The organism is Haloferax massiliensis (genome assembly GCF_001368915.1).
Taxonomy (GTDB): domain Archaea; phylum Halobacteriota; class Halobacteria; order Halobacteriales; family Haloferacaceae; genus Haloferax; species Haloferax massiliensis.
Genome location: NZ_CSTE01000002.1, coordinates 1,231,983 through 1,256,981, shown reverse-complemented (window position 1 = coordinate 1,256,981; position 24,999 = coordinate 1,231,983). Strand labels below are relative to the sequence as shown.

The window sequence follows — 24,999 nt, the reverse complement described above, 5'->3', positions numbered from 1 at the left end:
GTTCGGTAAGTGATACGAAACAGTCCGGGAAAACACGCCGAACAGCAGGAAAACGCGGGGTGGCGACCGAACCGTCAGTCGCTGACGGTCGAGTCGGCCCTCAGTCGTCGCTGGTCGTCGCCGCGCCGACCTTGTCGGCACCGGCGTCGACGATTGCGCCCGCCTTCGCGGGGAGTTCGTTGCGGACGTCCTCGCGGCCGTCCTCGGCGATGACCTCGGCGTACGCGTCGGGCATCACCTTCACGAAGTCGCCGAGGACCGACTGCCAGTCGTCGAGCAGTTCGGCCGCGCGGTCGGAGTCGGTGTACGTGAGGTGGTTCTCGACGAGTCGGGTGAGCATCGCCTCGTCCTTGTCGTCGAGGTGGTCTTCGAGCGTCACCATCTCGGTGTTGGCCTTCGCTGCGAACTCCTCGTCGGGGTCGTAGACGTAGGCCACGCCGCCGGACATCCCCGCGGCGAAGTTGCGGCCCGTCTCGCCGAGGACGGCGACGACGCCGCCGGTCATGTACTCGCAGCCGTGGTCGCCGACGCCCTCGACGACCGCCTTCACGCCGGAGTTACGGACGCCGAAGCGCTCGCCGGCGAGGCCGTTGACGTAGCACTCGCCCTGCGTCGCGCCGTAGAGGGCGACGTTGCCGATGAGGATGTTTTCGGCGGCCTCGTAGTTGGCCTCGGCGGGCGTGTCGACGATGACGCGACCGCCGGACAGCCCCTTGCCGACGTAGTCGTTCGCGGCCCCGGTGAGCCGCATCGTGACGCCGCGGGCGAGGAAGCCGCCGAACGTCTGTCCGGCGATGCCGTCGAACTCACAGCGGATGGTGTCGTCCGGCAGTCCCTCGCCGCCGTGGGCGTTCGAGATGCGGTTCGAGAGCATCGCGCCGACCGCGCGGTCGACGTTCGAGAGGTCGCGGCGGATGACGACCGGCTCGCGGTTCTCGATGGCGTCTTCGGCCTCGTCGATGAGCTTGTGGTCGACGTGCGTCTCGATGTCCGCGTGGACCTGGTCTTCGGTCTTGCGGCGCGCGCCCGTCTCGGGCTCGGCCAGCACCGACGAGAGGTCGAGGTGCTTCGCCTTCTCGTGGTCCGTCTCGACCTGCCGGAGGAGCGAGGGACGGCCGATCATCTCGTCGAGCGAGGTGAAGCCGAGGTCGGCCATGATCTCGCGGAGTTCCTGCGCGATGAACGTCATGTAGTTGATGACGTGGTCGGGCTCGCCGGGGAAGCGGCGGCGCAGGTTCTCGTCCTGCGTGGCGACGCCGACCGGACAGGTGTTCTCGTGGCACTGACGGGCCATCACGCAGCCCGAGGTGACGAGCGACGCGGTCCCGAAGACGTACTCCTCGCCGCCGAGGAGGGCGGCGACGGCCACGTCGCGGCCGGTCTTCATCCCGCCGTCGACGGAGACGCGGATGCGGGAGCGAAGCCCCGTCGCGCGGAGCATCTGGTTGGCCTCGGCGAGGCCGAGCTCCCACGGGAGCCCCGCGTTCTTGATGGAGGTCTTCGGCGACGCGCCGGTGCCGCCGTCGTAGCCCGAGATGTGGACCACGTCGGCTTTCGCCTTCGAGACGCCGGCGGCGATGGTGCCGATGCCGGCCTCGGAGACGAGCTTGACGTTGATGTCGGCGTCGGGGTTGGCCGACTTCAGGTCGAAGATGAGCTGCTTGAGGTCCTCGATGGAGTAGATGTCGTGCAGCGGCGGCGGCGAGATGAGGCCGACGCCCGGCGTCGCGTAGCGGACGTGGGCGATCATCTCGTTTACCTTCTTGCCGGGGAGGTGGCCGCCCTCGCCGGGCTTCGAGCCCTGCGCCATCTTGATCTGAATCTCGTCGGCCGACGAGAGGTACTCCGAGGTGACGCCGAAGCGGCCGGAGGCGACCTGCTTGACGTTACACTCCTTTTCGGTGCCGAAGCGCTCCGGCGGCTCGCCGCCCTCGCCGGAGTTGGACTTGCCGCCGATGCGGTTCATCGCGATGGAGTTGTTCTCGTGGGCCTCCGGCGAGAGGCTGCCGAGCGACATCGCGGCCGTCGAGAAGCGCTTGACGATGTCCTCGACGGGTTCGACCTCGTCGATGTCCACGGGCTCGCGGTCGGAGTCGAATTCGAGCAGACCGCGGAGCGCCTTCAGCTGTTTCGACTGGTCGTTGACCAGTTCGGCGAACTCCTCGTACTTCTCGTAGTCGCCGGTGCGGACGGACTGCTGGAGCGTGCCGACGGTCTGGGGGTTCCAGCCGTGGTGGATGCCGGCCGAGCGGTTCTCGTACTCGCCCTGCCGTTCGAGCTTCGGGTCCGCCCCGAAGGCGGCGGCGTGGCGGGTCAGCAGGTCCTCCTCGATGACGTCGAGGCCGATACCCTCGGTGCGGATTTCGGTGCCCTCGAAGTACTCGGCGACGAAGTCGGAGTCGAGGCCGACGGCTTCGAAAATCTGCGCGCCGCGGTAGCTCTCGACCGTCGAGATACCCATCTTGGCCATCGTCTTGAGCAGGCCGTCTTCGAGCGCGTGGACGTACGCGTCGATGGCCTCGCCCTCGTCGGCCCCGTCGGGGCCGGCGACGATGTCCTCGATGGTCTGGTAGGCGAGGTAGGGGTTCACCGCGCCCGCGCCGTAGCCGACGAGCGTGGCGAGGTGGTGGACCTCGCGGGGGTCGCCGGACTCGACGACGAGGCCGGCGTGGTTCCGGAGGCCGTTGCGGACGAGGCTGTGGTGGACCGCGCCCGTCGCGAGCAGGCTCGGGATGGCGACGCGGTCGGGGCCGACCGCGCGGTCGGAGAGGACGACGATGTCCGCGCCGTCTTCGATGACTTCCTTGGCCTCCTCGCGGACGGCCTCGATGGCCTCCCGGATGTCGCCGCCTTTCTCGTAGGTGGTGTCGACGACGGCGCTGCGCATGTCGTCGTCGAGGTCCTTGATGGCCGCCGTCTCGGCGTCCGTGAGGACCGGGGAGTCGAGGACGAGCTGGCGCGCGTGGTCGGCCGACTCGTCGAGCAGGTTCCGCTGGAAGCCGAGCCGCGACTCCAGGCTCGTCACGAGCTTCTCGCGGATGTAGTCGATAGGCGGGTTCGACACCTGCGCGAACAGCTGCTTGAAGTACGTGAACAGCGGGCGGTTGAGGTCCGACAGCACCGAAAGCGGCGTGTCGTCGCCCATCGAGCCGACGGGGTCCTTGCCGTCGCGGGCCATCGGCTCTATCATGTGGTTGAGCTGGTCGTGCGTGTAGCCGAACGCGGCCTGCGTCGCGCGGAGCGACTCGACCTGTCCGCGCGAGGTGGAATCCACCTCGCCGGCGATGTCGTCGAGGTGGCGCTGTTGTTCGTCGACCCACTCGCCGTACTTCTCGTCGGTGAGGGAGTCGAACACCTCGGCGTCGGGGATGACGCGACCCTCCTCGGGGTCGGCCATGAAAATCTCGCCGGGCTGGAGGCGACCGCGGGACTCGATTTCCGCGGGGTCGGTGTCGAGCGCGCCGACCTCGCTGGCGACGATGAGGCGGCCGTCGGTCGTCACCTCGTAGCGGCACGGCCGAAGGCCGTTGCGGTCGAGGACGGCGGCGATGCGGTCGCCGTCAGTCGCCGCGACGAGCGCGGGGCCGTCCCACGGCTCGACCAACGAGGCGTGGAAGTCGTACCAGTCGCGGCGCGCCTGGTCCATCGCGTCGTCGTTGCGGTACGCCTCGGGGATGAGCATCCGCAGGACGTGCGGGAGTTCGCGGCCGCCCTTGAGGAGCAGTTCGACCGCGTTGTCGACGCTCGCGGTGTCGGACTGGTCGGCCTTCGTGATGGGCCTGAGCGTCTCGATGTCGTCGCCGAACGCCTCGTGTTGGAGGTCCGTCTCGCGGGCCCGCATCCAGTTGACGTTGCCGCGGATGGTGTTTATCTCGCCGTTGTGGATGACCTGGCGGTACGGGTGGGCGAGGTGCCACGCGCCCAGCGTGTTGGTGGAAAAGCGCGCGTGAACGAGCGCGAGTTCGGTCACCATTCGCTCGTCGCCGAGGTCGGGGTAGTAGTTCGGGAGCTGTTCGGCCGTGAGCAGTCCCTTGTAGACGATGGTCTTCCGGTCGAGCGAGCAGACGTAGAATCGTCCCGCGCCCTCGATGGCGAGGTCGTCGACCGCTTTCTCGGCGGCTCGACGCCCGAGGTACAGCGCCCGGTCGAACTCGTCTTCGGTCAGCTCGTCGGTCGGCTCGACGAACAGTTGCCAGACGTCCGGTTCCGATTCGAGCGCGGTCGCGCCGAGCTCTGCGTTGTCGGTCGGCACGTCGCGCCAGTCGAACACGGACAGCCCGTGGTCGGCCAGCGACTCCTCGACAACCGCCGAAACGCGCTCGCGGACCTCGTCGTCGGTCGGCATGAACACCGAACCGGCCGCGTAGAGGTCCGGAAGCTCCCCGTCGAGGACGGATTCGAAGAACTCGTCCGGTCGCTGGAACAGGATGCCCGCCCCGTCCCCGGTGTTCTCTTCAGCGCCCGTGGTGCCGCGGTGCTCAAGGTTCTCCAGGAGTTCGAGGCTGTCTGCGACGACTCGGTGCGAGGCGCCGTTTTCGAGGTCTACGACGGCCCCAACGCCGCAGTTCGACCGCTCGTCGGTCGGGTCGGCTAACCCGTCCTGAGCGAAGGGTGCGTCTATGTGTGGCTTGGTCATACGCCAATGGTACAGCTACCCCCATAAGCAACTTTTCCTGAAACCATAAGGGTGTTACAATGTCATATAAGGATGTATCCATACATAGTATGTCGACTAATGATGATTCGACGGACGACGAAAGATATGAATAACCGTGTAGGTCGCTTCGGGAGCCGGTTCAGTAGGACTTCGCGAAGTACGCGGTCTCCTCGGCGTCGTCGCCGCAGACCGCACAGTCCTCGCCGTCGTGAATCTCCGCGTCCTCGTCGTTCAGGGGCACCATGACGATTTCGGCGGCGATCTGGTCCTTAATCTCGTCCTCGCAGTCCTCGTCACCGCACCACGGCGCTTTCACGTAGCCGCCGTGCTGGCCGATGGTGCCGAGAATCTCGTTGCGGGCGGACGCCTCGCGGACGTTCGCTTCGAGGTTCTCTTCGGCGGCGGCGTAGAGCTTCGCGTACACCTCGTCGAACTGTTCTTCGACGGCCTCGGCGATGTTCTCGCGGTCGAGTTCGACCGACTCGCCGTCGGGGCGGTGGACGGCGGTGACGACGTCGTCGTCGACCTCGTTGGGGCCGATTTCGAAGCGGACGGGGACGCCCTTGAGCTCCCACTCGTTGAACTTGAAGCCGGGGTTGCGCTCGTCGCGGGCGTCGAGTTCGACGCGGACGCCGGCGGCTTCGAGCTCGTCGGCGATGTCCTCGGCGTAGTCGAGGACCTTCTCCTGCGTGTCGGCCTGCCAGATGGGGACGATGACGACCTGCTCGGGCGCGATGGTCGGCGGCAGGACGAGGCCCTGGTCGTCGGAGTGGGTCATGATGAGCGCGCCGAGCGAGCGCCACGACAGCCCCCACGAGGTCGTGTGGGCGGGCTCTTCGTCCTCGTCTTCGGTCGTGTAGGTGAGGTCGAACGCCTCGGCGAAGGAGGTTCCGAGGTAGTGGGAGGTGCCGGCCTGCACGGACTTGCCGTCGGGCATGAGCGCCTCGACGGTCGTCGTCGTGTCCGCGCCGGGGAACTTGTCGTGTTCCGGCTTCGCGCCGCGGAGCACGGGGATGGCGAGCACGTCCTCGTAGAGCGACTGGTACTGCGAGAGGCGAGTCATCGTCTCGTCCCACGCGCCGTCGCGGGTCTCGTGGGCCGTGTGGCCCTCCTGCCAGAGGAACTCCTTGGTGCGGAAGAACGGCTTCGTCTCCGTGGCCTCCCAGCGCACGACGGAGGCCCACTGGTTCACGCGGAGGGGGAGGTCGCGGTGGCTACGGACCCACCGGGCCATGTAGGGCGCGATGATGGACTCGGACGTCGGGCGGACGGCGAGGCGTTCTTCGAGTTCCTCGTGGCCGCCGTGGGTGACCCACGCGACCTCGGGGTCGAAGCCCTCGACGATGTCCTTCTCGCGTTCGAGGTAGCTCTCGGGGATAAACAGCGGGAAGTACGCGTTCTGGACACCAGTCTTCTTGAACTCGGCGTCGAGGTAGTTCTGGATGGACTCCCACAGCGCGTAGCCGCGCGGGCGAGTCACGATGAAGCCGCTCATGCCCTCCGGGCCGTAGTTCGCGAGGCCCGCCTTCTGGACGACCTCGGCGTACCACTCGCCGGTGTTGTACTGCTTCGACTCGGTGATACCGAGTTCCTGCTCGTCGCTCATTGCCCATCGGTAGCCGTAGCGAACCCTTAAACGCCCCGAAGGTGCCGGCGCGCCGCTCCGCCGCGCGGACCATCTCTCGCGGGCGACGTTCGGCGGTTCCGGCGGACGCATAGATACATATCGCCGGCTGCCCTACCAGCACGTGGTGGTTGGCGTGCTAACAATGGACACAATTGTGAGCGACGAGCGGCCGACTCCTCGGGAGGGGACGGTTCGAATCGAGCTGTGGGTTCCGAGCGGCCAGCGCGCGGAGTTCACTCCGGTCATCGAGCGACTGGACGACGCCGTCGAGCGCGGCCTCGTCTCGGAGTACACGGTCGAGACGTGGGACCGGTTCGTGGACCTCGGTGGGGAGTTGAGCCCGCGCGAGCGCCGCGCCCGCGACCGGCTCGCGTCGTACGCGCGCTGGGCGGCGACGCGCGGCGAGCGGCTGACGGGGTTAGGCGACCTCACGGTGCGCGGCGTCGGCAGAATGGGACCGGAGCGGCCGACGCGGCGGACGCCGCGGGCGATCATGGCGGAGTACGAAGACGGCGTGCTCGCGCACGTGACAGCGTGCGAGGAGTGCGTCGGCGCGTTCCGCGGACGGCTCCGCGACCTCGACTCGACGGCCGAACGCGAGCGGCCGTCTGACCCGGTCCGAATCGAGTGGTAGCTGCCCCGAAATCCGCTTTTCCGACGATACCATTCCGCCGTCAGCGCCGGCTGTCGAACGGCGAGTCCCCCTCGCGCCACGACCAGCCCGGCAGGCGCGTCTGAAAGCCCGCGGCGAGCGCGGCGTCGACGTCGAGGTCGTCGCGCCCGGCGGGGCCGTCGGTGTGGACTGCCACGTCCGCGAAGTGGAACGTCGCCTGCGCGAGGAGTCGGAGCGGCTCGCCGCCGGCGATGGTCGCGGCGAGTTCGCGGCCGAGCACCTCGTCGACGACGAAGCCCGGGTAGTCGTCCTGTACGTCCAACTCCTTGAGGATGCGGACGTAGGCCGCGACGTTGACGCCGACCTCGCCGTCGGCGAACACCGCGTCGACCGCGTCGCGGTAGGCCGCGTCGTCGACCTCGCCGACGCGGGTGTCGAACTGCTCGCCGAGTCGCCGCCGCGTCTCGTTGATGAGCGGAACGACCACGTCGGCGCGCTCTCGGACCCAGTCGTGCTCCGCCGAGACGGCCGCCGGTGTGAGGTTCATGGTCGTCGAACGCCCCCGAGACGCTTCGGCTTTGCGAAGGGTTTTATACTGGCGACATGGTACTGTCGGGTAAGCGGGTTTTCCCTACCTCTTCCCGCAGTCGAGATACAACCGTATTCAGTTCACTATGCTCTCTCCGCAGTCGGCCGAGACTGGCACTCGTACACGTGAACCGGCTCGCGTCGACGCTCCTGAGGTAGGGGTTCCCGAGACCTGCCGGCGCAGGACCGGACGGGTCGCTCGTAACTATGAGCTCCGTAGATAAACAACTCGAGAATCTGAAGGCAGAGATTACGAACGAACTCCCCCGCGACATCTCGGTTTCCGACGTCAAGTACGAGGGTCCCGAACTCGTCGTCTACACGCGCGACCCGAAGAAGTTCGCTCAGAACGGCGACCTCATCCGGAAACTCGCGAGTAAGCTCCGAAAGCGGATCACGGTTCGCCCGGACCCGGACGTGCTGTCGGACCCCCGCGAGGCCGAACCCAAGATTCTGAGCGTCATCCCCGAGGAGGCCGGCGTCACCGACCTCGACTTCCACATCGACACCGGCGAAGTCGTCATCGAGGCCGAGAAGCCGGGGATGGTCATCGGTCGCCACGGCTCGACGCTCCGCGAAATCACGCAGAAAGTCGGCTGGACGCCCGAAGTCGTCCGCACGCCGCCCATCGAGTCCTCGACGGTCTCGAACGTCCGCAACTTCCTGAAGCAGGAACGCGAGGACCGCCGCCGCGTCCTCGAACGGACCGGCCGGCAGATTCACCGCGAACAGCTCTCGGACGACGAGTGGGTCCGCATCACGACGCTCGGCTGCTGCCGCGAGGTCGGCCGCGCCTCCTTTATCGTCTCGACGCCAGAGACCCGCATCCTCGTCGACTGCGGCGACAAGCCCGGCTCCGACGACGTGCCGTATCTGCAGGTCCCCGAGGCGCTCGGGTCGGGCGCGAACTCTCTCGACGCGGTCGTTCTCACCCACGCCCACCTCGACCACTCGGCGCTCATCCCGCTTCTGTTCAAGTACGGCTACGACGGCCCCATCTACACGACCGAGCCGACCCGCGACCTCATGGGTCTGCTCACGCTCGACTACCTCGACGTCGCCTCGAAGGAAGGCCGCACCCCGCCGTACGAGTCCGAGATGGTCCGCGAGGCCATCAAGCACACCATCCCGCTGGAGTACGGCGACGTGACCGACATCGCGCCCGACGTGAAGCTCACCTTCCACAACGCGGGTCACATCCTCGGCTCCGCCGTCTCGCACTTCCACATCGGCGACGGCCTCTACAACGTCGCGTTCTCCGGCGACATCCACTACGAGGACACCCGCCTGTTCAACGGCGCGGTCAACGACTTCCCGCGCGTGGAGACGCTCGTCCTCGAATCGACTTACGGCGGCCGCAACGACTACCAGACCGACCAGCAGGACTCCGAAAAGCGCCTCATCGAGGTCATAAACGAGACGTACGACCGCGGCGGCAAGGTCGTCATCCCGGCGTTCGCCGTCGGTCGCTCCCAGGAGATTATGCTCGTCCTCGAAGAGGCGATGCGCTCGGGCAAGATTCCGGAGATGCCCGTCCACCTCGACGGGATGATCTGGGAGGCGACGGCCATCCACACGACCTACCCCGAGTACCTCCGCGACGACCTCCGCGACCGCATCTTCCACGAGGACGAAAACCCGTTCCTCGCCGAGGAGTTCAACCACATCGACGGCGGCGAAGAGGAGCGCCAGGACGTCGCCGACGGCGAGCAGGCCATCATCCTCTCGACCTCCGGGATGGTCACCGGCGGCCCCATCATGTCGTGGCTCCGCCACGTCGGCCCCGACCCGAAGTCCCGACTGGTCTTCGTCGGCTACCAGGCGCAGGGAACGCTCGGCCGCCGCATCCAGAACGGCTGGGACGAGATTCCCGTCAACGGCCGCGACGGCATGGGCCGGTCGGACACACTGAAGCTCAAGATGGACGTCGAGACGGTCGACGGCTTCTCCGGTCACGCCGACCGGCAGGGCCTCGAAAACTTCGTCAAGACGATGAACCCCCGCCCGGAGAAGGTGCTGTGCGTCCACGGTGACGAGCGCTCCGTGCAGGACCTCTCGTCGGCGCTCTACCACGACTACAACATGCGGACGTTCGCGCCGAAGAACCTCGAAACGTTCCGCTTCAAGTAACGGACCGCGTTTCCCGTTCGGCAGCTATCCTGTCTGCCTAGTATAAATACCAGCGAGCCGATAGAACCTCGATGAACGTTCTCAACCGCAAACCAGACGGGAGTGACATCCCCGTTATCATCGCTATCGTCCTCGTCGGAATTGTCTTCGCCATCGTTGGCGCAGTGGTTCTCGCGGCGGTGTTAGGTACCTTCGTACTCAGCGCGGGAGAGCAGGTTGGTCCCGCCCCGTCCGTGTCGTTCCAATTCGGCGTCAGCGACGGCACGGCGACGATAGCGCACGCCGGCGGTGACTCGTTTTCGGCGGGTGAGATGATTGTGGTCGTCGGTGAGACCGAACAGTCGTGGGCGTCGCTGTCGGGAGAAGACGGACCCGTAGCACGGGGCGATTCGATTTCGTTCGACGTTGCGAGCGGCGAGACTGTCGAACTCGTCTACGTGGGCGGCGACGGACGCGAACTCGTCGGTCGGTTTAGCGCGTAGTCAACCCCGCGAACGAACTTCGATTGGCGAACATTAATCAGGACTCTCGAACGAGTGGTTGCCATGCGTCTCGCACTTATCGCGCACGACGAGAAGAAGCCGGACCTCATCTCGTTCGCCGAGGAGCGGCAGGCCGACCTCGAACGCTTCGAGCTCATGGCGACGGGCACGACCGGTCAGCGACTCATCGACGCCACGGGGCTCGACATCGAGCGCAAGCAGTCCGGGCCGCTCGGCGGCGACATGCAGATCGGCGCGGAGATTGCCAGCGAGACCTGCGACGGCGTCATCTTCCTCCGCGACCCGCTGACCGCCCAGCCCCACGAGCCGGACATCAGCGCGCTGCTCCGCATCTGCGACGTTCACCAGACGCCGCTGGCGACCAACCTCGCCAGCGCGGACGCCGTCCTCGACGAACTTATCCGGCAACTCGACGGCGAGGAGTAACCGCAGGCACCGGGCCGCGCCGCGCTGGTCGCACGCGTCGTACCGAGCCGCGCCCGCCGCCTCGTTTCGCTTCGACACGCGGTATCACGCCTGAGAATCGCGGCGTATCCTTAATTAGCAGCGCGCCGGAGGCGACGGTATGAACGCCGCGACCCGCGCGCCCCTGACGCTCGCCGTGATTCTCGTCGTCGCGACCGCTCCGGTCGCCGCCGCGGCCGCCGCGACCGGTCCGACTTCGCCGTGTTTCCCCGGCGAAGGCCACCAGTTCGACATCGGCGGCGAGGGCGCGGGCATCGACCTCGTGGTCTTCCTCTCCGTCTTCGAGAACCTCGGCGGCGAGGGCGGCTTCGGGATGGAAGCCAGCGGCTCCGTCGGCAACGACTCCATCGTCCAACTCCGGGCGGGCGTCGCGTTCGACGGCGTCGGCCCCGCCGCGGCGTTCCTCTCGAACCCCTTCTCGCGGTTCAGCGTCGTCTACGACTACTCGATGAATCTCCCGATGTTCGCCGACTCGGGCGTCGAATCGAGCTACGAGGACGACGGCTCGCCGGTGAGCGGGCTCGAAACGAAGTCCTGTTAGTCAGTCGTCCGCGGCCGCGGGGTCGGTGACGGACTGCGCCGCCGCGTCGACGCCGACCATCTCGCACACGTCGGCCATCGGGCACGCCTCGGGGCCGTCGAGACACGCGGGCTTCCGTGCCTTGCAGAACTCGCGGCCGAACTGAATCATCGCGGTGTGGCCGAAGCCGCATTTCTCGTCGGGGATATCGCGTTCGAGCGCCGCCCGAACGCCTTCGTGGTCGGCGTCGGCGGGCGCGAGTCCGATTCGCCGAGCGATGCGGTGGACGTGCGTATCGACGGGGAAGACGCCGCCGCGACCGCCCGCGAAGAGGAGGACGCAGTCGGCCGTCTTGGGACCGACGCCCTTCATCTCCAAGAGGCGGTCGCGGACCGTCGCGGGGTCTTCCTCGCGGACGTAGCGGTCGAAGTCGGCCTCGCTCCCGAAGTCGGCCAGCACCTCCTCTGCGACCCCTTGGATGAGCTTCGACTTCTGGTTGTAGAGCCCGCCGGAGCGGATGGCCTCGACGATGCCCTCGCGGTCGGCCGCCGCCAGCGACTCGGCGAGGTCGCCGCCGCCGTACTGCGCCATGAGTTCGTCGTGGGCCGGCTGGCTCGCCTTGTCGCTCGTGTTCTGGCTCAGGATGGTTCGGACGAGACACTCGAAGCCGCCCTGCCCGCCGTAGGCCTTCCGCCAGTAGCGCTCGCCGAGCCGGTCGACGACGACCTCGGCGCGCGTCGCGGTCTCGGGGTCGGCGGGGTCGAACGCCGTCTCTCGGCCGCCACCGCTCGCGCCGCCGCTGATGTTCTCGGAGGGTTCGTCGGACATGTCCGGAGGTTACGACCGCGCGGTGAAAAGCCCACGCCGTCGGTCGTCTCGCGTCGGTCCGTCGCGGGCGCGGAGTTACTCGACTTCGATGGTGACGGTCAGTTCCGCGCCGTCGGCGAGCGCCGAGACGAGGTCGCGGTCGAAGCCGGCCGCGGCGTGTGCCGCGCCGACCGCACCCGTCCGGTCGTCCACGTAGTCGCTCGTGCGGAAGACGATGCTGCGGTCGCCCTCGAACGTGAGGTCCGGGTGCCCGCGGGCGCTGACGGTCTGCTCGTGGGCGTCGTCGCCCGCGCCCACGCGGACGTGCACGTTGATAGTCGCGTCGCGGGACTGGCAGGCCTCGACGAACGCCGAGTCGAAGTCGGCGGGCGTGCGGTCGGCCTCGACGCCGATGATGCAGTCGCCCGCGGGGGTGAGCCAGTCGTCTGTCGTCACCTCGAACGTGCTCGCGTGTTCGGCGCGCACGTGTTCGTGGCCGCGTGCGCGAATGACCTCTCTCATGGCGTGGCATCCGACCCGACTCGGTTTAGCCCCCACGGTTCGCATCCCCTTTATATATGGCCATGGCAAAGACTAACATAGTGAATACGGTCGATACGAGCGGTGTGGTAACTGTTTTCACCCGAATTTCCACCGAAGTATTTATTAACTGGTCGCCTGTATGTGTATGTACCTGAGCGCCTCCGGCGTTCCGGCGGCATCGCACGCAGAATGATCGGGAATTCTTATCCACGGTCGGTCGCACTCCCACGAGCAGCCGCCACGCACGGAGTGGTGATGGTATCGAGGATTGATTACGCATGGTAACGAAGCAGGAAGTACTTAGCGAGTTCGACGTGCAGGAACTCGACGAGGCACGAAACATCGATCTCCCAGACGAAAAGCTCGAGAGCGGCTCGAAAGGCGAACTCATCAAACTCGCCGGTCAACTCCGTGACCGCCGCAATGAACTAAACCAGATGGCTTCTGAGCGCGCGTCCAAGCGCGACGACCTCAACGCGAAGACTCGCGAGAAGGTCGACGAAGCCCAGAAGCACCGCGAGAAGCGCGACGAGATGAACTCGCAGGTGCAGGAACACAAGCAGAGCCGCAACGAGCTCAACGCGAAGGCCAACGAGCTGTTCGACGAGGTCGACGAGATGAAAAGCGACCTCGAGCTCGACGACGGCAAGGACATCGACGAGCTCAAAGAGGAGATCGAGCAACTCGAATTCCGCCAGCAGACCGAAGTCCTCTCGACCGAAGACGAGCGCGAGCTCATCGAGAAGATCGAGAACAAGCGCGAAGAGCTTCGCCAGAAAAAGGACAAGGTCGAAGAGAGCGGTGACCTCGAAGAACTCATCGAAGAGGCAGAAGAGGTCCGCTCCGAGGCGTCCCAGCACCACCAGAAGGTGACCGAGCTGGCCGACGACGCCCAGGAACACCACAACCAGATGATCGAGGCCTACCGCGAGGCCGACGACATCCGCGACAAGGCCGACGAGATGCACGAGCTCTTCGTCGAGGCCCAGGAAGCGGCCGACCGTCACCACGAGGACTTCGTCCGCGTCCAGAAGCGCCTCCGCGAGCTGGACAAGAAAGAAGAGCGCCAGCGCAAGGACTCCCGCGCCGAGGAGCGCGAGGCCGCCAAGGCCGAGGCCGAGGAGATCTACCAGAAGTTCAAAGAGGGCGAGACCCTCGAAACCGAGGACCTGATGAAGCTCCAGAAGTCCGGTCTGCTCTAAACTTCGGTCACTTTCTCTCTCTTCGTCGCGCTTGCGACGTATCATTTTTATCCCGTTCGAAGCCCCAGCGACAGCCATGAGTGATTCACCGTGACCGATAGCTTCACGCGCATCTACCGGCTGACCATCGTGGTCGTGTTCGCCGTCGTCGCGGCGGCGGTCGGCTGGATTCTGTTCTACAGCGTCCCCGACACGCTCGCGGACCTCGCGGGGCTTCTCTTGGTCGTCGGAGTCGTCGTCGCCGCGCTCCGCGTCGGCGGCAGGCTCGCCGCCTCGGCGTTCCCCGACTACGACGTGGCCGAAGTCGCCGTCGAAGGGCCGATATCCCGCGACGGCGGCGGCGGGCCGGTTCCGGGTCGCGGCGGCGGCACGCCCGCCGACGACATCGTCGAACAGATTGACGCCGCGGCCGACGACGAGAACGTCGACGCGCTGCTCGTCAGACTGAACACGCCCGGCGGCGAGGTGCTGCCGAGCGACGACATCCGTCGGGCCGTCGCCGACTTCGACGGGCCGACGGTCGCCTACGCCACCGACACCTGCGCCTCGGGCGGCTACTGGATCGCCAGCGGCTGCGACGAACTGTGGTCCCACGACGTGAGCGTCGTCGGCTCAATCGGCGTTATCGGCTCGTCGGTCAACGCCTCGGAGTTGGCCGACAAACTCGGCCTCTCCTACGAGCGGTTCGCCGCGGGGAAGTACAAGGACGCCGGGATGGCGCTCAAGGAGCCGACCGAGGACGAACGCGAGTACCTGCAGGGGCTCATCGACGACTACTACGACGACTTCGTCGAGCGCGTGGCCGAGGGTCGCGACATGGACCCGCAGGTCGTCCGCGACACGGAAGCCCGCGTCTACCTCGGCGAGGAGGCCCGCGAACTCGGGCTGGTCGACTCGCTGGGTACCCGCGACGACGTGGAGGACCGACTCGCCGAACTCCTCGGCCGCGACGGGGTGTCGGTCGAGGAGTTCACCCCCGAGGTCGGCCTCGCGGACCGCCTCCGCGGCGGCGTCGAGGGGGCGGCGTACGCCTTCGGCGCGGGCCTCGCCTCGTCGGTCGACTCCGACGACGGCTTCTCGTTTCGGTTCTGACGACTGGGAGGCTTTTTAGCCCGCGCCCGCGTTCGTCTGCCACGTGACAACGCTCGTCCTCTGTGTCGACCGGGCGAACGACATCGGCCGGAAGTCCGGGCTCTCGACGCCCGTCGTCGGCTGGGAAGCCGTCAGGTCGCTCGTGACGGACGTGGGGCTCGCGGACCCCGAGGATTCGAGCGTCAACTGCCTTCTCGCGGCGCTGCGGACGACGCGCGAGCTCAGAGACGACCGCGAGGACGCCGAAATCGCGGTCGTCTCGGGGACGAACGACAGCGCCGTCGGGGCCGACCGCGCCGTCGCGCGACAGCTCGACGACCTCGTCGAGCGGTACGACGTCGAGTCCGCGGTCATCGTCATCGACAGCGCGGAAGACGAGCGACTCGTCCCCGTCGTCGAAAGCAGGCTCCGGGTCGACGCGGTCGACCGCGTGGTCGTCCGGCAGGCCCACGACATCGAGTCGACGTACTACCTGCTCAAGCAGTTCCTCGGCGACGAGGAGCTTCGTTCGACGATACTCGTCCCGCTCGGCGTCGGTCTGCTTCTCGTCCCGCTACTTCTCGTCCAGTTCACGCCTGAGGTCGCGCTGGCCGGCCTCGCCGCCCTGATGGGCGCGGTGCTCCTCTACAAGGGGCTAGCCATCGACGAGTTCCTCTCGGACGCCCCCGACCAGATTCGCGACGCCCTCTACTCCGGGCAGGTGTCGGTCGTCACCTACGCGGTCGCCGCGGGATTGGCCATCGTCGGGCTGTTCCTCGGCGCGCTCTCCATTCGGACGCCCGGCGTCGGCGGGAGCGAGGAAGTGCTCGTCCCGTCGCTCCTGTTCGTCTACCACAGCGTCCCGTGGCTGGCGCTCGCCGCGCTGACCGCGAGCGCGGGTCGCCTCTTGGACGAACTCATCGGGAGCGAGCGCGTCTCCACGTCGTACATGAACCTCCCGTTCGGCGTCGTCGCCATCGGGCTGGTCGTCCGCGGCTTCGCCGGCTTCCTCCTCGAACGACAGGGCGAGTTGGCGAACCTCGAACTCCTCGGGCGACTCGCGCTCACGCCGGTCCAGCGGCTGGCGATGTTCATCGTCGCCGGTATCGTCGTGAGCGTCGTGGGCGTCCGCATCTCGGCGAGCGTCTCGGACGAGACGCTGGACGACGTGGTCGATGCGCCGCGAGAAAACGAGAGCTGAGGTCCTTCCGTTCCGCTTTCTCCCTCCGTGCCGTGTCGTTAGTTCGACGCTCGGTACTCGCCGTGTTTGACGCCGAGGGCGAGACAGACGGCCCCGAAGACGAGCATCGCGGGGGTCACCATCATCAGGACCGTACTGGTGGCCATCGCGTCCATTCCGACGAGGGCCGCGGTTCCGACGACGACGAGCGCGACGAGCAACGCGACTGTCTTGGGGAGGTCGAACTCCATGAAATTCTGTCGGGGCTCGTTCGACAAATCCGTTGCGGCTCCGAACTGCGAATCGAGCGTCGAACCGGAAAAACGCGGTTTCGGTCGCTTACCAGGGCGCGAAATCGGGGTCGATGCGGCGCTCTTCGGTCTCGATGGCGTCGATGGCCGCGACGTCTTCGTCGTCGAGTTCGAGCGCGAGCGACTCCCAGTTGTCGCGGATGTGTCCCTCGCTCGTCGCCTTCGGAATCGCGGTGACGCCCTTCTCGCGGAGCCACGCCAGCGACACCTGGGCCTCGCTCGCGTCGTGCTTCTCGGCGATATCGGACAGCACGTCGACGTCGAACACAGCCCCGCGGGCCAGCGGCGAGTACGCGACGAGTTCGATGTCCGCCTCGGCGCAGACCTCGCGGAGTTCCTCCTGTTGGAGGAGCGGATGCATCTCGATTTGGTTGGCGAAGACGCCGGACTCGGACAGTTCGACGGCCTCGCGGAGCTGTTCGGGTTCGAAGTTGGAGATGCCGACGCGTTCCGTCAGCCCCCGTTCGACGAGTTCGTCGAACGCCGCGAGGGTCTCTTCGGCGTCGTACTCGCGGGACGGCCAGTGGACGTACAGGAGGTCGACGTAGTCGACGCCGAGCTTTTCGAGGCTCGCTTCGGTGCTCTCGATGACGTCGTCGTAAGAGAGCTCGTCAATCCACACTTTCGTCGCGAGGAACACGTCGTCGCGGTCGACGTCGGCGGCGGCGATGCCCGCGCCGACCTCCGCCTCGTTTCCGTACGCTTGGGCGGTGTCGATGTGGCGGTAGCCCATCTCCAGCGCCGTCTGCACCGCGTTGCGACACTCGTCGGCGTCCGTGTTCTGCCACGTCCCGAGGCCGAGCATCGGCATCCCGTTCGCTCGCGGTGTGTCGTCTACTGAGGTGGGGTTCTCCGTCATGGGTGAGTGGTGGGCCGCGAGTTGAAAAGGCGTTCCGAAAGGGCGGACGAATTTCCGGCTTTCACGGCCTGAGAGTATGTCACACGGGGTCTCGGACGTTCGTCACTCGACGCCGACCGACGCTCGGCGGCGGATATTTTATGTGGTGTGTGGTAGCATATCTGTACGGTGGTCTGGAATGTCGTCCGCATCAGAGCCGTTGACAGAAGAGAACACGAACGCGTTCGCACACCGCATCGCGGGTGACTCGCTCGTCTACGAGTGTCCGAACTGCGAGTTCGGCGAGGTGCTGGTGACGGAACTCATCGAGTCCGACGACGCGCGGTGTCTCGATTGCGGGACGCGCTACCGACTCAACATCGAGACGGTGGAGTAACGAGCGGGTCGGCGGGGCTCCCGGTAGCGGTTCGGTCAGCCCGGTCGGCCGGACCCGCTCGGTCCCGCTCGGACCGACTCGGTCGGTCGGCTCTTTTTCCCAGCGGCGAGACGGTCATGCTCTCTGCGCGCCTCTAGAGGGTATGCCTCAACCACGCACAGCCCTCGCGCTCGCGCTCGTCGTCGCCCTCGCCGGTTGCCTCGGCGGGGTGGGCGGTTCGACCACGTTCGCGGCCCAGCCCGCGACGATTCCCGCGTCGGCCTACGAGGCACACGGCTACGTCCACGGCAACAGCACCGCCGTCCCGCTTTCCTACGACGTGGGCGTCGGGCCCGCCTCCCGCTCTGTCGGCGCGGAGGTCTGGGTGTCCGGATACTCGAAGACGACCGACGACGACGATATCGCGGCCCTCGTAGTCGTCTCGTCGCCGAACGCCGAGGTCGCCGGGCAGTCGGTCAACCCGCTTTCGAACCTCGGCAACCGCGAATTCGTCGCTACCGGTCTCGACGCGCTGGCCGACGCGCAGGCGCTCGGGAACGTCCCCGAGGTCACCGGCGTCCGCGAGGTCGGCGCGCGGAACGTCACGATGCTCGGGTCGGAGACGGAACTCGTCACCTACGCGGGGACGGTCGAGGTCGAACCCGGCGAGACCGCCGTCGACGGCGAGACGGTCTCCTACGGGGGCGGGACGGCCGAGGTGCGACTCCACCTCGCGACCGTCGAACACGACGGCGACGTGGTGGTCGTCGTCGCGGTCCACGGGGCCGACGTGGACGAGACCGAGGCGGTCGCGGCGCTCGCGGGCGCTGTCGAGCATCCGGGGACGGTCGAAAGAACGGTCGAAGTTCGGTGAGCGGGCGGCGCGGCGTCGACCGCGAGTTCGGCGGTCGTCGTTAGTAGAACTCGCGGACGAGGTCCATCGCGTCGTCGGGCGCGCCCGACGGGATGTCCGACATGTTCTGGTCGACGCCGAACTTCTCCTCGTAGGAGACGGAGCTCTCGTCCTTGTAGATGATGCCCTCGTACTCCTTCGACGAGTCGAGAATCTTCTCTTTGGCCGCGTCGTAGTCGGTCGGGTCGTGGTCGGTGTCCGCGAGGTCAACGAGGTTGTCGCGGAAGTAGTCGTAGGTGTCCACGTCGTTGAACGTGACACAGGGACTGAACACGTTCACGAAGCCGAAGCCGTCGTGCTCGATGGCTTCTTGGACGATTTCCGCGTGGCGCTTGTGGTCCGTCGCGAACGACTGCGCGATGAACGTGCCGCCGGCGGCCAGCGACAGCGCGAGCGGGTTGACCGGGGGCTGCTGGGGCCCTTCGGGGGTCGTCGAGGTCTCGAAGTCCTCGCGCGAGGTCGGCGAGGCCTGTCCCTTGGTGAGACCGTAGATGCGGTTGTCCATGACGGTGTAGGCCATGTCCACGTTGCGGCGGACGGCGTGGATGAAGTGGCCCGCGCCGATGGAGTAGCCGTCACCCTCGCCGCCGGCGGCGACGACGGTCAGGTCGGGGTTCGCCAGCTTGACGCCGGCGGCGACCGGGAGCGAGCGCCCGTGGACGCCGTGGATGGCGTACGAGTGCATGTACGTCCCGATTTTCCCGGAACAGCCGATACCGGCGACCATGAACGTGTTGTCGGGGTCGGTGCCGGAGTTGGCGAGGGCTTTCATGATGCCGTTCATCGTCCCGAAGTCCCCACAGCCGGGACACCAGGTCGGTTGTTTGTCTGACTTGAAGTCGGTGAAGCGGACGTTTGAGCTCATGCTGAGACCTCCTCTGCGTCGAGGGTGGCTTTGATTTCGTCTGCGAGTTCGTCCGCCTTGAAGCGGACGCCGTCGTATTTGTTAATGCGCTTGACACGGGTCAATGTGTCGTGCTCGACGACGTTGGCGAACTGCCCCGTCGCGTTACACTCGACGACGATGACCTCGTCTGCCGCCTCGATTTCCTCGGTGAGGTCCGGCCGCGGGAACATGTACGGAACCGACAGGAACCGAACGTCGATGCCGTCTTCTTCGAGGAAGTCGAGCGCCTCGATGAGCGCGCCCTCGTTGGAGCCCCACGAGAGGATGAGCGTGTCGGAGTCGGCGTCACCGAACTCGCGCGGCGAGAAGTCTTCCGTCTCCTTTGCGGTCTCAACCTTCCGGTCGCGCTTGTCGACCTGCTCGACGCGCATCGACCGGTCTTCGGTCCGCCGACCGAGCTCGTCGTGTTCGAGCCCCGTCGACATGTGCGCGCCCTGTTCCGTACCGGGGAACGCGCGCGGGCTGACGCCGTCGTCGGTGAGCGCGTGCGGCTGGAAGCGACCTTCCTCGTCGAGCCACTCGTCGATGGAGTCGTCGTCGACGACCTTGCCGCGGTCGATTTCGACTTCGTCCATGTCGAACGTCTCGGGGGAGAACGTCTGTTCCGTGACCGCCATCGCGAGGTCGGCGGCGACGTACACCGGAACCTGGTACTTCTCGGCGAAGTTGAACGCCTCGACGGTCTTCCAGAAGCACTCGTCGATGCTCGTCGGCGCGACGACGAACCGCGGAATCTCGCCGTGGCCGCCGTAGAGCATCATGTTGAGGTCGCCCTGTTCCTGCTTGGTCGGCATCCCCGTCGAGGGACCCGAGCGCATCACGTCGACGATGACGAGCGGCGTCTCGGAGGTGGCGACGAGTCCGAACGTCTCGGTCATCAGGTCGATACCCGGACCGGACGTGGCGGTCATCGACCGCGCGCCGGCGCGCGCCGCACCGAGCGCGAGGTTGATGGCCGCGAGCTCGTCTTCCGCCTGCACGACGTGCCCGCCGTAGCGTTCGATGCGGCCGGTGAGGTACTCCATCACGTCAGTCGCGGGCGTGATGGGGTAGCCGGCGTAGAAGCGACAGCCGGCGGCGATGGCGCCCATGCCGATGGCCTGGTCGCCGTTGATGAGCACGTAGTCCTCGTCGGTCGTTTCGAGGTCGTAGTCGAACTCGACGTCGTACTCGTCGTGGACGTATTCGAGTCCCGCGCGAGCCGCCTTCTTGTTGTTCTCGACGATGGCCTCGCCCTTCCCGCCGAAGCGCTTCTGGAGCGCGCTGTCGAGGTTCTCGATGGGGAAGTCCGCGACGGCGCACGCCGCGCCGAGCGCGACGACGTTGCGCATGATTGCGCCGCCCGCCTCCTCGGCGAGCGCCTTGAGGGGGATGTCCAGCCCGACCATTCCCTCGGGGATTTCGACGTCCGCCATGGTGGAGCGGTCGCCGTCGTAGATGATGACGGAGCCCTCGTGTAGTTCGTCGAGGTTCTCGTCGATTGTTCGTTGTGTGAGCGCGATGAGCACGTCGAGTCTGTCGACGACGCTCTGCACGGGGTCGATGGCAGTCCGAACCTTGTACGCCGTGTATCCGCCCCGGATTCGCGAAGCGAAGTCCTTAGAGGTGAACACGTGGCGTCCAGCCCGGGAGAGTGCCTGAGCGAAAATCTTCCCCGTGGAGTCTATGCCATCGCCAGCCTCGCCGCCGATGGCCCAGTTGAAGTCCGCAGGCATGCTGGGTGAAATCTACCCATAGCCGGGTCAAAAGCCTTCTGAAAATTGGTGTTAAACGTCGGTACTGATAACCGATAGAAACCTCACGAACAAGTTTATATATCGCTATTGAGCCCCATTTGTCTATCCAAACGGTGTGTGGGCGGCATTTTACTGAACGAATGTCCAATCATGGTGTGTTTCGCCCTCTCGTGACAATTATTTCCGGTTCACACCGTTCGGGCGGCTCACGCGGTTCGCCCCGCCCCCGGCGCGCGCGTCCGGGAAGGCAAGGCCCTTGTGAGCCTGCGACCAACCCGGAGGCATGGACGCAATCGTCACCGTCGCCGCGGTCAGCGACGTCGGTCCCGGCACGGTCGCCATCGAGTTCGAGACGCCGGACGGCTTCGAGGCCGAGCCGGGCCAGTTCGTCAAGCTCTCCGCCGAGGTCGACGGCGAGTCGTACGCGCGGTTCTACACGCTGTCGTCGCCCGGCGTCGGCGACACCTTCGAGGTGACCGTCGGCATCGACCCCGAGGAGGCCGGGCCGTTCAGCCGGCACCTCGACTCGCTCGTCGCCGGCGACGACGTCGAGATTTCCGGGCCGTTCGGGCGGAGCTACTACGACGGCGAGTCGCGCGTGGTCGTCCTCGCGGGCGGGCCCGGCGTCGGCCCCGCGGTCGGCGGCGGAGACCGCGAGCGCGACGGCCGCGACCGCGAGGGCGAACAGCACCGCGAGGACGGAAAATCGGAGGAACGCGACCGGCGAGTCTGCGGCCTCGTTCAGCGCGAGGAACGTCGGGTCCGGCGGCGAGAGCACCGGGACGGTCGCCCCCGCGGCGAGGAGCGACCCGAAGACGACGAACGCGAGCGCGAGTCCCCGGCCGAGGTAGACGCCGCCGACGTAGGCCGGTCGGGACACGTCGAACGTGCGGAGCACGTCGAGTTCGCCCGACTCGCGGTCCGACAGCACCGCGCGGTAGCAGAGCGCGACCGCGAGAAGCGGGACGAGCGCCTCCACGAACGGGAGCAAATCGAGCACCAGCGGGACGTAGCCGCCGCGCGCGCCCGACCCGGCGGCCGCGACCGCGACGACGGTCAGCGCGAAGACGACCGAGAGCGCGACGACCGCCGGGGTTCTGACGACCGTCCGAAGCTCGCGCGCCGCGATGGCGAACAGGTCGCCGACGCCGTCGAGGTCGCCGACGCTCATCTGCCCGTCACCTCCTCGGTCGCCACGAGGTCGCCGAAGGCGGTCTGGAGGTCCGCCGCGCCGACCGACTCGACCACCGCCCGCGGGTCGCCGTCGGCGACGAACCGCCCGCCGTCGAGGACGGCCACGCGGTCGGCGGTCCGCTCGACGGGGCCGAGGTTGTGCGACGAGAGGACGACCGCGACGCCCGCGTCGGCGAGGTCGGAGACGATACCGAACAGCCGCTCGACCATGCCGGGGTCGAGGCCGCTTGCCGGCTCGTCGAGGACGACCACTGCCGGGTCGCCGACGAGCGCCCGCCCGAGGCCGAGCAGGCGCGTCATCCCACCGGAGAGCGCGCCCACCCGGCGGTCCGCGGCGTCCGCGAGGCCGACACGCTCCAGCACCCCGGCCACGTCCACGTCTTCGTCTACGAACTGCGCGTAGAATTCGAGCGTGTCGGCCGCGGAGAAGCCGGCGCGGAAGCCGGGCTGTTGCGGGAGGTAGCCCACGCGGGCGTGGCCGTGACCGGATAGAGTGACGGTCCCCTCGTCGGGCGCGCGGACACGCGCGAGAAACCGTAAGAGCGTGGACTTCCCCGAGCCGTTGGGGCCGACGAGCGCGACGATTTCGCCGGGCGCGACCGACAGCGAGACGCCGTCGAGGACGCGCAGGTCGCCGAAGGCGTGTCCGAGGTCGGTCGCGGCGACGGCCGGCCGGTCGCCCTCGGCGTTCGGGTCGGGTTCTGGGTCAGCGTCGGCGTCGGCGTTCTCGCCCGTCGATTCGGCGGAATCCGTCTCGGCGGTCGTCGCGGGTTCGCGGTTCGGCATCGTGGTGGATTCGTCAGTCATCGGTCTCCTCCGTCGCGTTCAGGCTGGCGAGCGTCTCCGGTCGAACTGGCTCGGTCCGGGGCGCGGCGTCGACCACGCCGGACCCGCGGACCCCGGACACCGCGTCGCGGGCGCGGCGGAGCGCGCGCATCGCGGGCGATTCCGAGAGCGCGAGCGCGCCGGGTTCGCGGCCGAGTTCGGCGTCGACCGGCCCGGAGGGCCGGTACGCCCGGTCGTAGACGCCGTCGCCGTCGGCGTCTTCGAGCGGGAGAGCGCCCCAGTAGTTGCCCGCGCCGCCGGCGGTCCACGTCCGCATCGGGCCGAGCGAGGACTCGACGCGCACGTCGTTGTCGACGATGTCGTTTCGGACGACGACGTTCGTCGGGAACGTCGAACTCCCGCGGACGCCGACGCCGTTGCCGGCGACGACGTTTCCGACGTACACCTGTCGGTCGCCGCTCACGTCCATGCCGTAGTCGTTGTCGGCGAAGACGTTGTTTGCGACGTAGGTGTCGCTGCCGGCGGGCATGAACCCGAAGTCCGACTCGCGCACGTCGTTTCCGACCACGAGGTTGCCGACGGGTCGGGTCATGAGGACGACGCCGATGCGGTCCCCGCGGACGACGTTGTCGGCGACGAGCGCGTCTGAGGTGTACATCTGGTGGACGCCGTAGCGCCCGTCTTCCATGCGGTTGCCGCGGACGACGCTCCCGTCGGCGCGGTGGGTGTAGACGCCGTCGCGGCCGCCGAGGAACGTCGAGTCCTGGACGACCGCCCGCTCGCCGATGAGGACGACGCCCATGAAGCCGTCGGACGGCACGTCGGACCCGCGGACGGTTACATCGTCGACGACGCTGTCGGCGCTCTCGCGGGCGATGATACCGCTCGCGGGCGTGTCGATTTCGACCCCGCGGACCGCCGACTCGTTCGCGCCGTCGAGGACGACGCCGGCGTCGCCGCGGCCGTAGGCGAGTTCGACGCGGGTGTCCCAGTCGACGGACTCGTTTTGGGCGCGGACCCGTCGTGTCCCCACCTCGCCGACGCCGGAGATGGCGAGGTCACCGACCGCGCTCCGGTCGGCCCTGAGACGGACGACGCTCCCGTTTCCGTCGCCGACGAGTCGCGTCTCGCTTCCGGCACCGCGGAGCGTCACCGAGCGGTTCAGTTCGACCGCATCGACCGAGTAGGTCCCCGCGGGGACGTAGACGGTCGTGTTCGCGGGGGCCGAGGCGACCGCGGCTTCGACGGTCGGCGCGTCCTCGCCGACGACGGTCGAGACGGGGCGGTCGAACAGCGCATCACTCGCAGCGGTGGTCTGGTTCCCCCACTCGCGGTGGGCGGCGACCGACGACTCGAAGGCGGCGAGGCGGGACGAAAGCGGGTCGCCGGCGCGGTCGCGGAGCGTCGCCCAATCGACGACTTCGCCGCCGTGGGCGTCCGCGAACGAGCGCGCCGCGTCGGCGTCGGAAAACGGGACGGCGATGGGGCCGGAGGGAACTCGCGCGCCGGAGTCGACGACGAACGACGCCTCTGACGCCCTCGTCCAGCCGGGGTTGCGGTTGTGTTCGGTTCTGAGGTAGCCGTCGTCGTCGAGGTCGGGCGAGACCGCCGCGTAGTCGGTGACGAACACCGCGAGCGGGTCGCCGAACTGCCGGGCGCTCTCGGGGGTGGACACGTCGGCGGCGGCCGTGCGAACGTCGTAGTAGCCGATGATGTAGCGGTACCGCGAGAAGTGGACCTGCGCGAGCGGGACCTCGAATCCCTCGACCTCCGCCGTGCGAACGTCGACAGAGGTTCCGCCGGTCTTGACCGTATCGTCGAAGGCGACCGGCGAGACGGACCCGGAGGCGGGGACGACGAAGGAGACGCTGGCGAGGACGAAGACGAGCGCCGTCGCGGCGGCGACCCAGCGGGTCGTCTCGGGCGTGAGAAGCGCCATCGGTCAGCGCTCGGCTCCCGCGGGGTCGGGGCCTGCGGCGGGCTGAGTCGCCGCGTCGAGGCGCGCTGTGGCTGTCGCGCGGTCGTGCATGGC

Annotated in this window: 21 protein-coding genes and 2 pseudogenes; 11 read left to right on the top strand and 12 right to left on the bottom strand. The window is 67.5% G+C overall.

What is annotated here, in order from left to right; genetic code table 11:
• Nucleotides 1–100: 100 nt before the first annotated feature.
• A complete protein-coding gene (gene gltB, locus BN996_RS10455; RefSeq protein WP_089778814.1) occupies nucleotides 101–4,636 on the bottom strand; it encodes a glutamate synthase large subunit in 4,536 nt (1,511 codons plus the stop codon).
• A gap of 160 nt (nucleotides 4,637–4,796) precedes the next feature.
• Nucleotides 4,797–6,263: a proline--tRNA ligase gene (proS, locus tag BN996_RS10450; RefSeq protein WP_089778812.1), complete on the bottom strand. Its 1,467-nt coding sequence runs from the start codon at nucleotides 6,261–6,263 to the stop codon at nucleotides 4,797–4,799.
• A gap of 163 nt (nucleotides 6,264–6,426) precedes the next feature.
• On the opposite strand from proS, the gene BN996_RS10445 reads away from it, so the two are divergent.
• Nucleotides 6,427–6,918 carry an HTH domain-containing protein gene (locus tag BN996_RS10445; RefSeq protein WP_089778810.1) on the top strand — a complete coding sequence of 164 codons (492 nt, stop codon included), beginning with the start codon at nucleotides 6,427–6,429 and terminating at the stop codon, nucleotides 6,916–6,918.
• Nucleotides 6,919–6,958: 40 nt separating this feature from the next.
• Here BN996_RS10445 and BN996_RS10440 read toward each other — a convergent pair whose 3' ends face one another.
• Nucleotides 6,959–7,444, bottom strand: a complete 486-nt coding sequence (locus BN996_RS10440; RefSeq protein WP_089778808.1) for a DUF7984 family protein — start codon at nucleotides 7,442–7,444, stop codon at nucleotides 6,959–6,961.
• A gap of 248 nt (nucleotides 7,445–7,692) precedes the next feature.
• Between BN996_RS10440 and BN996_RS10435 the strand changes: the two genes are divergently transcribed.
• From BN996_RS10435 to BN996_RS10420, 4 genes are all read left to right on the top strand, one after another.
• A complete protein-coding gene (locus BN996_RS10435) occupies nucleotides 7,693–9,615 on the top strand; it encodes a beta-CASP ribonuclease aCPSF1 (protein WP_089778806.1) in 1,923 nt (640 codons plus the stop codon).
• Nucleotides 9,616–9,686: 71 nt separating this feature from the next.
• On the top strand, nucleotides 9,687–10,097 hold the full coding sequence (locus BN996_RS10430) for a type IV pilin N-terminal domain-containing protein (RefSeq protein ID WP_089778804.1): 411 nt from the start codon (nucleotides 9,687–9,689) through the stop codon (nucleotides 10,095–10,097).
• A 63-nt stretch (nucleotides 10,098–10,160) separates the two neighbouring features.
• The gene (locus tag BN996_RS10425) at nucleotides 10,161–10,544 is read left to right on the top strand and encodes a methylglyoxal synthase (RefSeq protein ID WP_004971138.1); all 384 of its coding nucleotides are present in this window, start codon (nucleotides 10,161–10,163) and stop codon (nucleotides 10,542–10,544) included.
• A 139-nt stretch (nucleotides 10,545–10,683) separates the two neighbouring features.
• Nucleotides 10,684–11,124, top strand: a complete 441-nt coding sequence (locus BN996_RS10420) for a DUF7332 family protein (protein ID WP_089778802.1) — start codon at nucleotides 10,684–10,686, stop codon at nucleotides 11,122–11,124.
• Here BN996_RS10420 and BN996_RS10415 read toward each other — a convergent pair whose 3' ends face one another.
• Both BN996_RS10415 and BN996_RS10410 read right to left on the bottom strand, forming a co-directional pair.
• Nucleotides 11,125–11,931: an endonuclease III domain-containing protein gene (locus tag BN996_RS10415; protein WP_089778800.1), complete on the bottom strand. Its 807-nt coding sequence runs from the start codon at nucleotides 11,929–11,931 to the stop codon at nucleotides 11,125–11,127.
• Between the two features lie 75 nt (nucleotides 11,932–12,006).
• The gene (locus tag BN996_RS10410; RefSeq protein ID WP_089778798.1) at nucleotides 12,007–12,432 is read right to left on the bottom strand and encodes a DUF371 domain-containing protein; all 426 of its coding nucleotides are present in this window, start codon (nucleotides 12,430–12,432) and stop codon (nucleotides 12,007–12,009) included.
• Between the two features lie 299 nt (nucleotides 12,433–12,731).
• Here BN996_RS10410 and BN996_RS10405 point away from each other — a divergent pair, with 299 nt between their 5' ends.
• From BN996_RS10405 to BN996_RS10395, 3 genes are all read left to right on the top strand, one after another.
• Nucleotides 12,732–13,655: a coiled-coil protein gene (locus BN996_RS10405; RefSeq protein ID WP_004064289.1), complete on the top strand. Its 924-nt coding sequence runs from the start codon at nucleotides 12,732–12,734 to the stop codon at nucleotides 13,653–13,655.
• 90 nt (nucleotides 13,656–13,745) lie between these two features.
• Nucleotides 13,746–14,747: a signal peptide peptidase SppA gene (gene sppA / locus BN996_RS10400; RefSeq protein ID WP_089778796.1), complete on the top strand. Its 1,002-nt coding sequence runs from the start codon at nucleotides 13,746–13,748 to the stop codon at nucleotides 14,745–14,747.
• 43 nt (nucleotides 14,748–14,790) lie between these two features.
• Nucleotides 14,791–15,927, top strand: coding sequence for a DUF373 family protein (locus BN996_RS10395; protein WP_089778794.1), 1,137 nt, complete (start codon nucleotides 14,791–14,793; stop codon nucleotides 15,925–15,927).
• 38 nt (nucleotides 15,928–15,965) lie between these two features.
• Here BN996_RS10395 and BN996_RS10390 read toward each other — a convergent pair whose 3' ends face one another.
• Together BN996_RS10390 and BN996_RS10385 are read right to left on the bottom strand one after the other, a co-directional pair.
• Nucleotides 15,966–16,157, bottom strand: coding sequence for a DUF7333 family protein (locus BN996_RS10390; protein ID WP_042663539.1), 192 nt, complete (start codon nucleotides 16,155–16,157; stop codon nucleotides 15,966–15,968).
• An 88-nt stretch (nucleotides 16,158–16,245) separates the two neighbouring features.
• Entirely contained in the window at nucleotides 16,246–17,028 is a 783-nt protein-coding gene (locus BN996_RS10385; RefSeq protein ID WP_089779912.1) for an aldo/keto reductase, read from the bottom strand.
• A gap of 226 nt (nucleotides 17,029–17,254) precedes the next feature.
• On the opposite strand from BN996_RS10385, the gene BN996_RS10380 reads away from it, so the two are divergent.
• Nucleotides 17,255–17,452: a hypothetical protein gene (locus tag BN996_RS10380; protein WP_042663541.1), complete on the top strand. Its 198-nt coding sequence runs from the start codon at nucleotides 17,255–17,257 to the stop codon at nucleotides 17,450–17,452.
• Nucleotides 17,453–17,594: 142 nt separating this feature from the next.
• The gene (locus BN996_RS10375) at nucleotides 17,595–18,305 is read left to right on the top strand and encodes a DUF6517 family protein (protein ID WP_089778792.1); all 711 of its coding nucleotides are present in this window, start codon (nucleotides 17,595–17,597) and stop codon (nucleotides 18,303–18,305) included.
• Nucleotides 18,306–18,345: 40 nt separating this feature from the next.
• Here the strand turns inward: BN996_RS10375 and BN996_RS10370 are convergent, their stop codons facing one another.
• Nucleotides 18,346–19,209: a 2-oxoacid:ferredoxin oxidoreductase subunit beta gene (locus tag BN996_RS10370; protein ID WP_089778790.1), complete on the bottom strand. Its 864-nt coding sequence runs from the start codon at nucleotides 19,207–19,209 to the stop codon at nucleotides 18,346–18,348.
• Nucleotides 19,206–20,966 carry a 2-oxoacid:acceptor oxidoreductase subunit alpha gene (locus BN996_RS10365; RefSeq protein ID WP_089778788.1) on the bottom strand — a complete coding sequence of 587 codons (1,761 nt, stop codon included), beginning with the start codon at nucleotides 20,964–20,966 and terminating at the stop codon, nucleotides 19,206–19,208. The genes BN996_RS10370 and BN996_RS10365 overlap by 4 nt, the downstream gene beginning before the upstream one ends.
• Nucleotides 20,967–21,270: 304 nt before the next feature.
• Here BN996_RS10365 and BN996_RS10360 point away from each other — a divergent pair.
• A pseudogene (locus BN996_RS10360) lies at nucleotides 21,271–21,507 on the top strand (oxidoreductase); the annotation flags it as partial.
• A gap of 114 nt (nucleotides 21,508–21,621) precedes the next feature.
• Here BN996_RS10360 and BN996_RS10355 read toward each other — a convergent pair.
• From BN996_RS10355 to BN996_RS10345, 3 genes and pseudogenes are all read right to left on the bottom strand, one after another.
• Nucleotides 21,622–22,158, bottom strand: a pseudogene (locus BN996_RS10355) (ABC transporter permease); the annotation flags it as partial.
• Complete coding sequence (locus tag BN996_RS10350; RefSeq protein ID WP_089778786.1) at nucleotides 22,155–22,988, bottom strand: ABC transporter ATP-binding protein; 834 nt, start codon at nucleotides 22,986–22,988, stop codon at nucleotides 22,155–22,157. The pseudogene BN996_RS10355 and the gene BN996_RS10350, both read right to left, overlap by 4 nt.
• Complete coding sequence (locus tag BN996_RS10345; RefSeq protein WP_089778784.1) at nucleotides 22,981–24,906, bottom strand: NosD domain-containing protein; 1,926 nt, start codon at nucleotides 24,904–24,906, stop codon at nucleotides 22,981–22,983. The genes BN996_RS10350 and BN996_RS10345 overlap by 8 nt, the downstream gene beginning before the upstream one ends.
• Nucleotides 24,907–24,999: the final 93 nt, after the last annotated feature.

Coding starts and splice junctions, on each gene's coding strand:
- proS (WP_089778812.1), bottom strand. CDS start 6,263: ATGAGCGACGAGCAGGAACTCGGTATCACCGAGTCGAAGCAGTACAAC.
- BN996_RS10385 (WP_089779912.1), bottom strand. CDS start 17,028: ATGCCGATGCTCGGCCTCGGGACGTGGCAGAACACGGACGCCGACGAG.
- BN996_RS10380 (WP_042663541.1), top strand. CDS start 17,255: ATGTCGTCCGCATCAGAGCCGTTGACAGAAGAGAACACGAACGCGTTC.
- BN996_RS10445 (WP_089778810.1), top strand. CDS start 6,427: ATGGACACAATTGTGAGCGACGAGCGGCCGACTCCTCGGGAGGGGACG.
- BN996_RS10350 (WP_089778786.1), bottom strand. CDS start 22,988: ATGACTGACGAATCCACCACGATGCCGAACCGCGAACCCGCGACGACC.
- BN996_RS10425 (WP_004971138.1), top strand. CDS start 10,161: ATGCGTCTCGCACTTATCGCGCACGACGAGAAGAAGCCGGACCTCATC.
- BN996_RS10390 (WP_042663539.1), bottom strand. CDS start 16,157: ATGGAGTTCGACCTCCCCAAGACAGTCGCGTTGCTCGTCGCGCTCGTC.
- BN996_RS10435 (WP_089778806.1), top strand. CDS start 7,693: ATGAGCTCCGTAGATAAACAACTCGAGAATCTGAAGGCAGAGATTACG.
- BN996_RS10345 (WP_089778784.1), bottom strand. CDS start 24,906: ATGGCGCTTCTCACGCCCGAGACGACCCGCTGGGTCGCCGCCGCGACG.
- BN996_RS10405 (WP_004064289.1), top strand. CDS start 12,732: ATGGTAACGAAGCAGGAAGTACTTAGCGAGTTCGACGTGCAGGAACTC.
- BN996_RS10370 (WP_089778790.1), bottom strand. CDS start 19,209: ATGAGCTCAAACGTCCGCTTCACCGACTTCAAGTCAGACAAACAACCG.
- BN996_RS10410 (WP_089778798.1), bottom strand. CDS start 12,432: ATGAGAGAGGTCATTCGCGCACGCGGCCACGAACACGTGCGCGCCGAA.
- gltB (WP_089778814.1), bottom strand. CDS start 4,636: ATGACCAAGCCACACATAGACGCACCCTTCGCTCAGGACGGGTTAGCC.
- BN996_RS10375 (WP_089778792.1), top strand. CDS start 17,595: ATGCCTCAACCACGCACAGCCCTCGCGCTCGCGCTCGTCGTCGCCCTC.
- BN996_RS10365 (WP_089778788.1), bottom strand. CDS start 20,966: ATGCCTGCGGACTTCAACTGGGCCATCGGCGGCGAGGCTGGCGATGGC.
- BN996_RS10430 (WP_089778804.1), top strand. CDS start 9,687: ATGAACGTTCTCAACCGCAAACCAGACGGGAGTGACATCCCCGTTATC.
- BN996_RS10415 (WP_089778800.1), bottom strand. CDS start 11,931: ATGTCCGACGAACCCTCCGAGAACATCAGCGGCGGCGCGAGCGGTGGC.
- BN996_RS10420 (WP_089778802.1), top strand. CDS start 10,684: ATGAACGCCGCGACCCGCGCGCCCCTGACGCTCGCCGTGATTCTCGTC.
- BN996_RS10440 (WP_089778808.1), bottom strand. CDS start 7,444: ATGAACCTCACACCGGCGGCCGTCTCGGCGGAGCACGACTGGGTCCGA.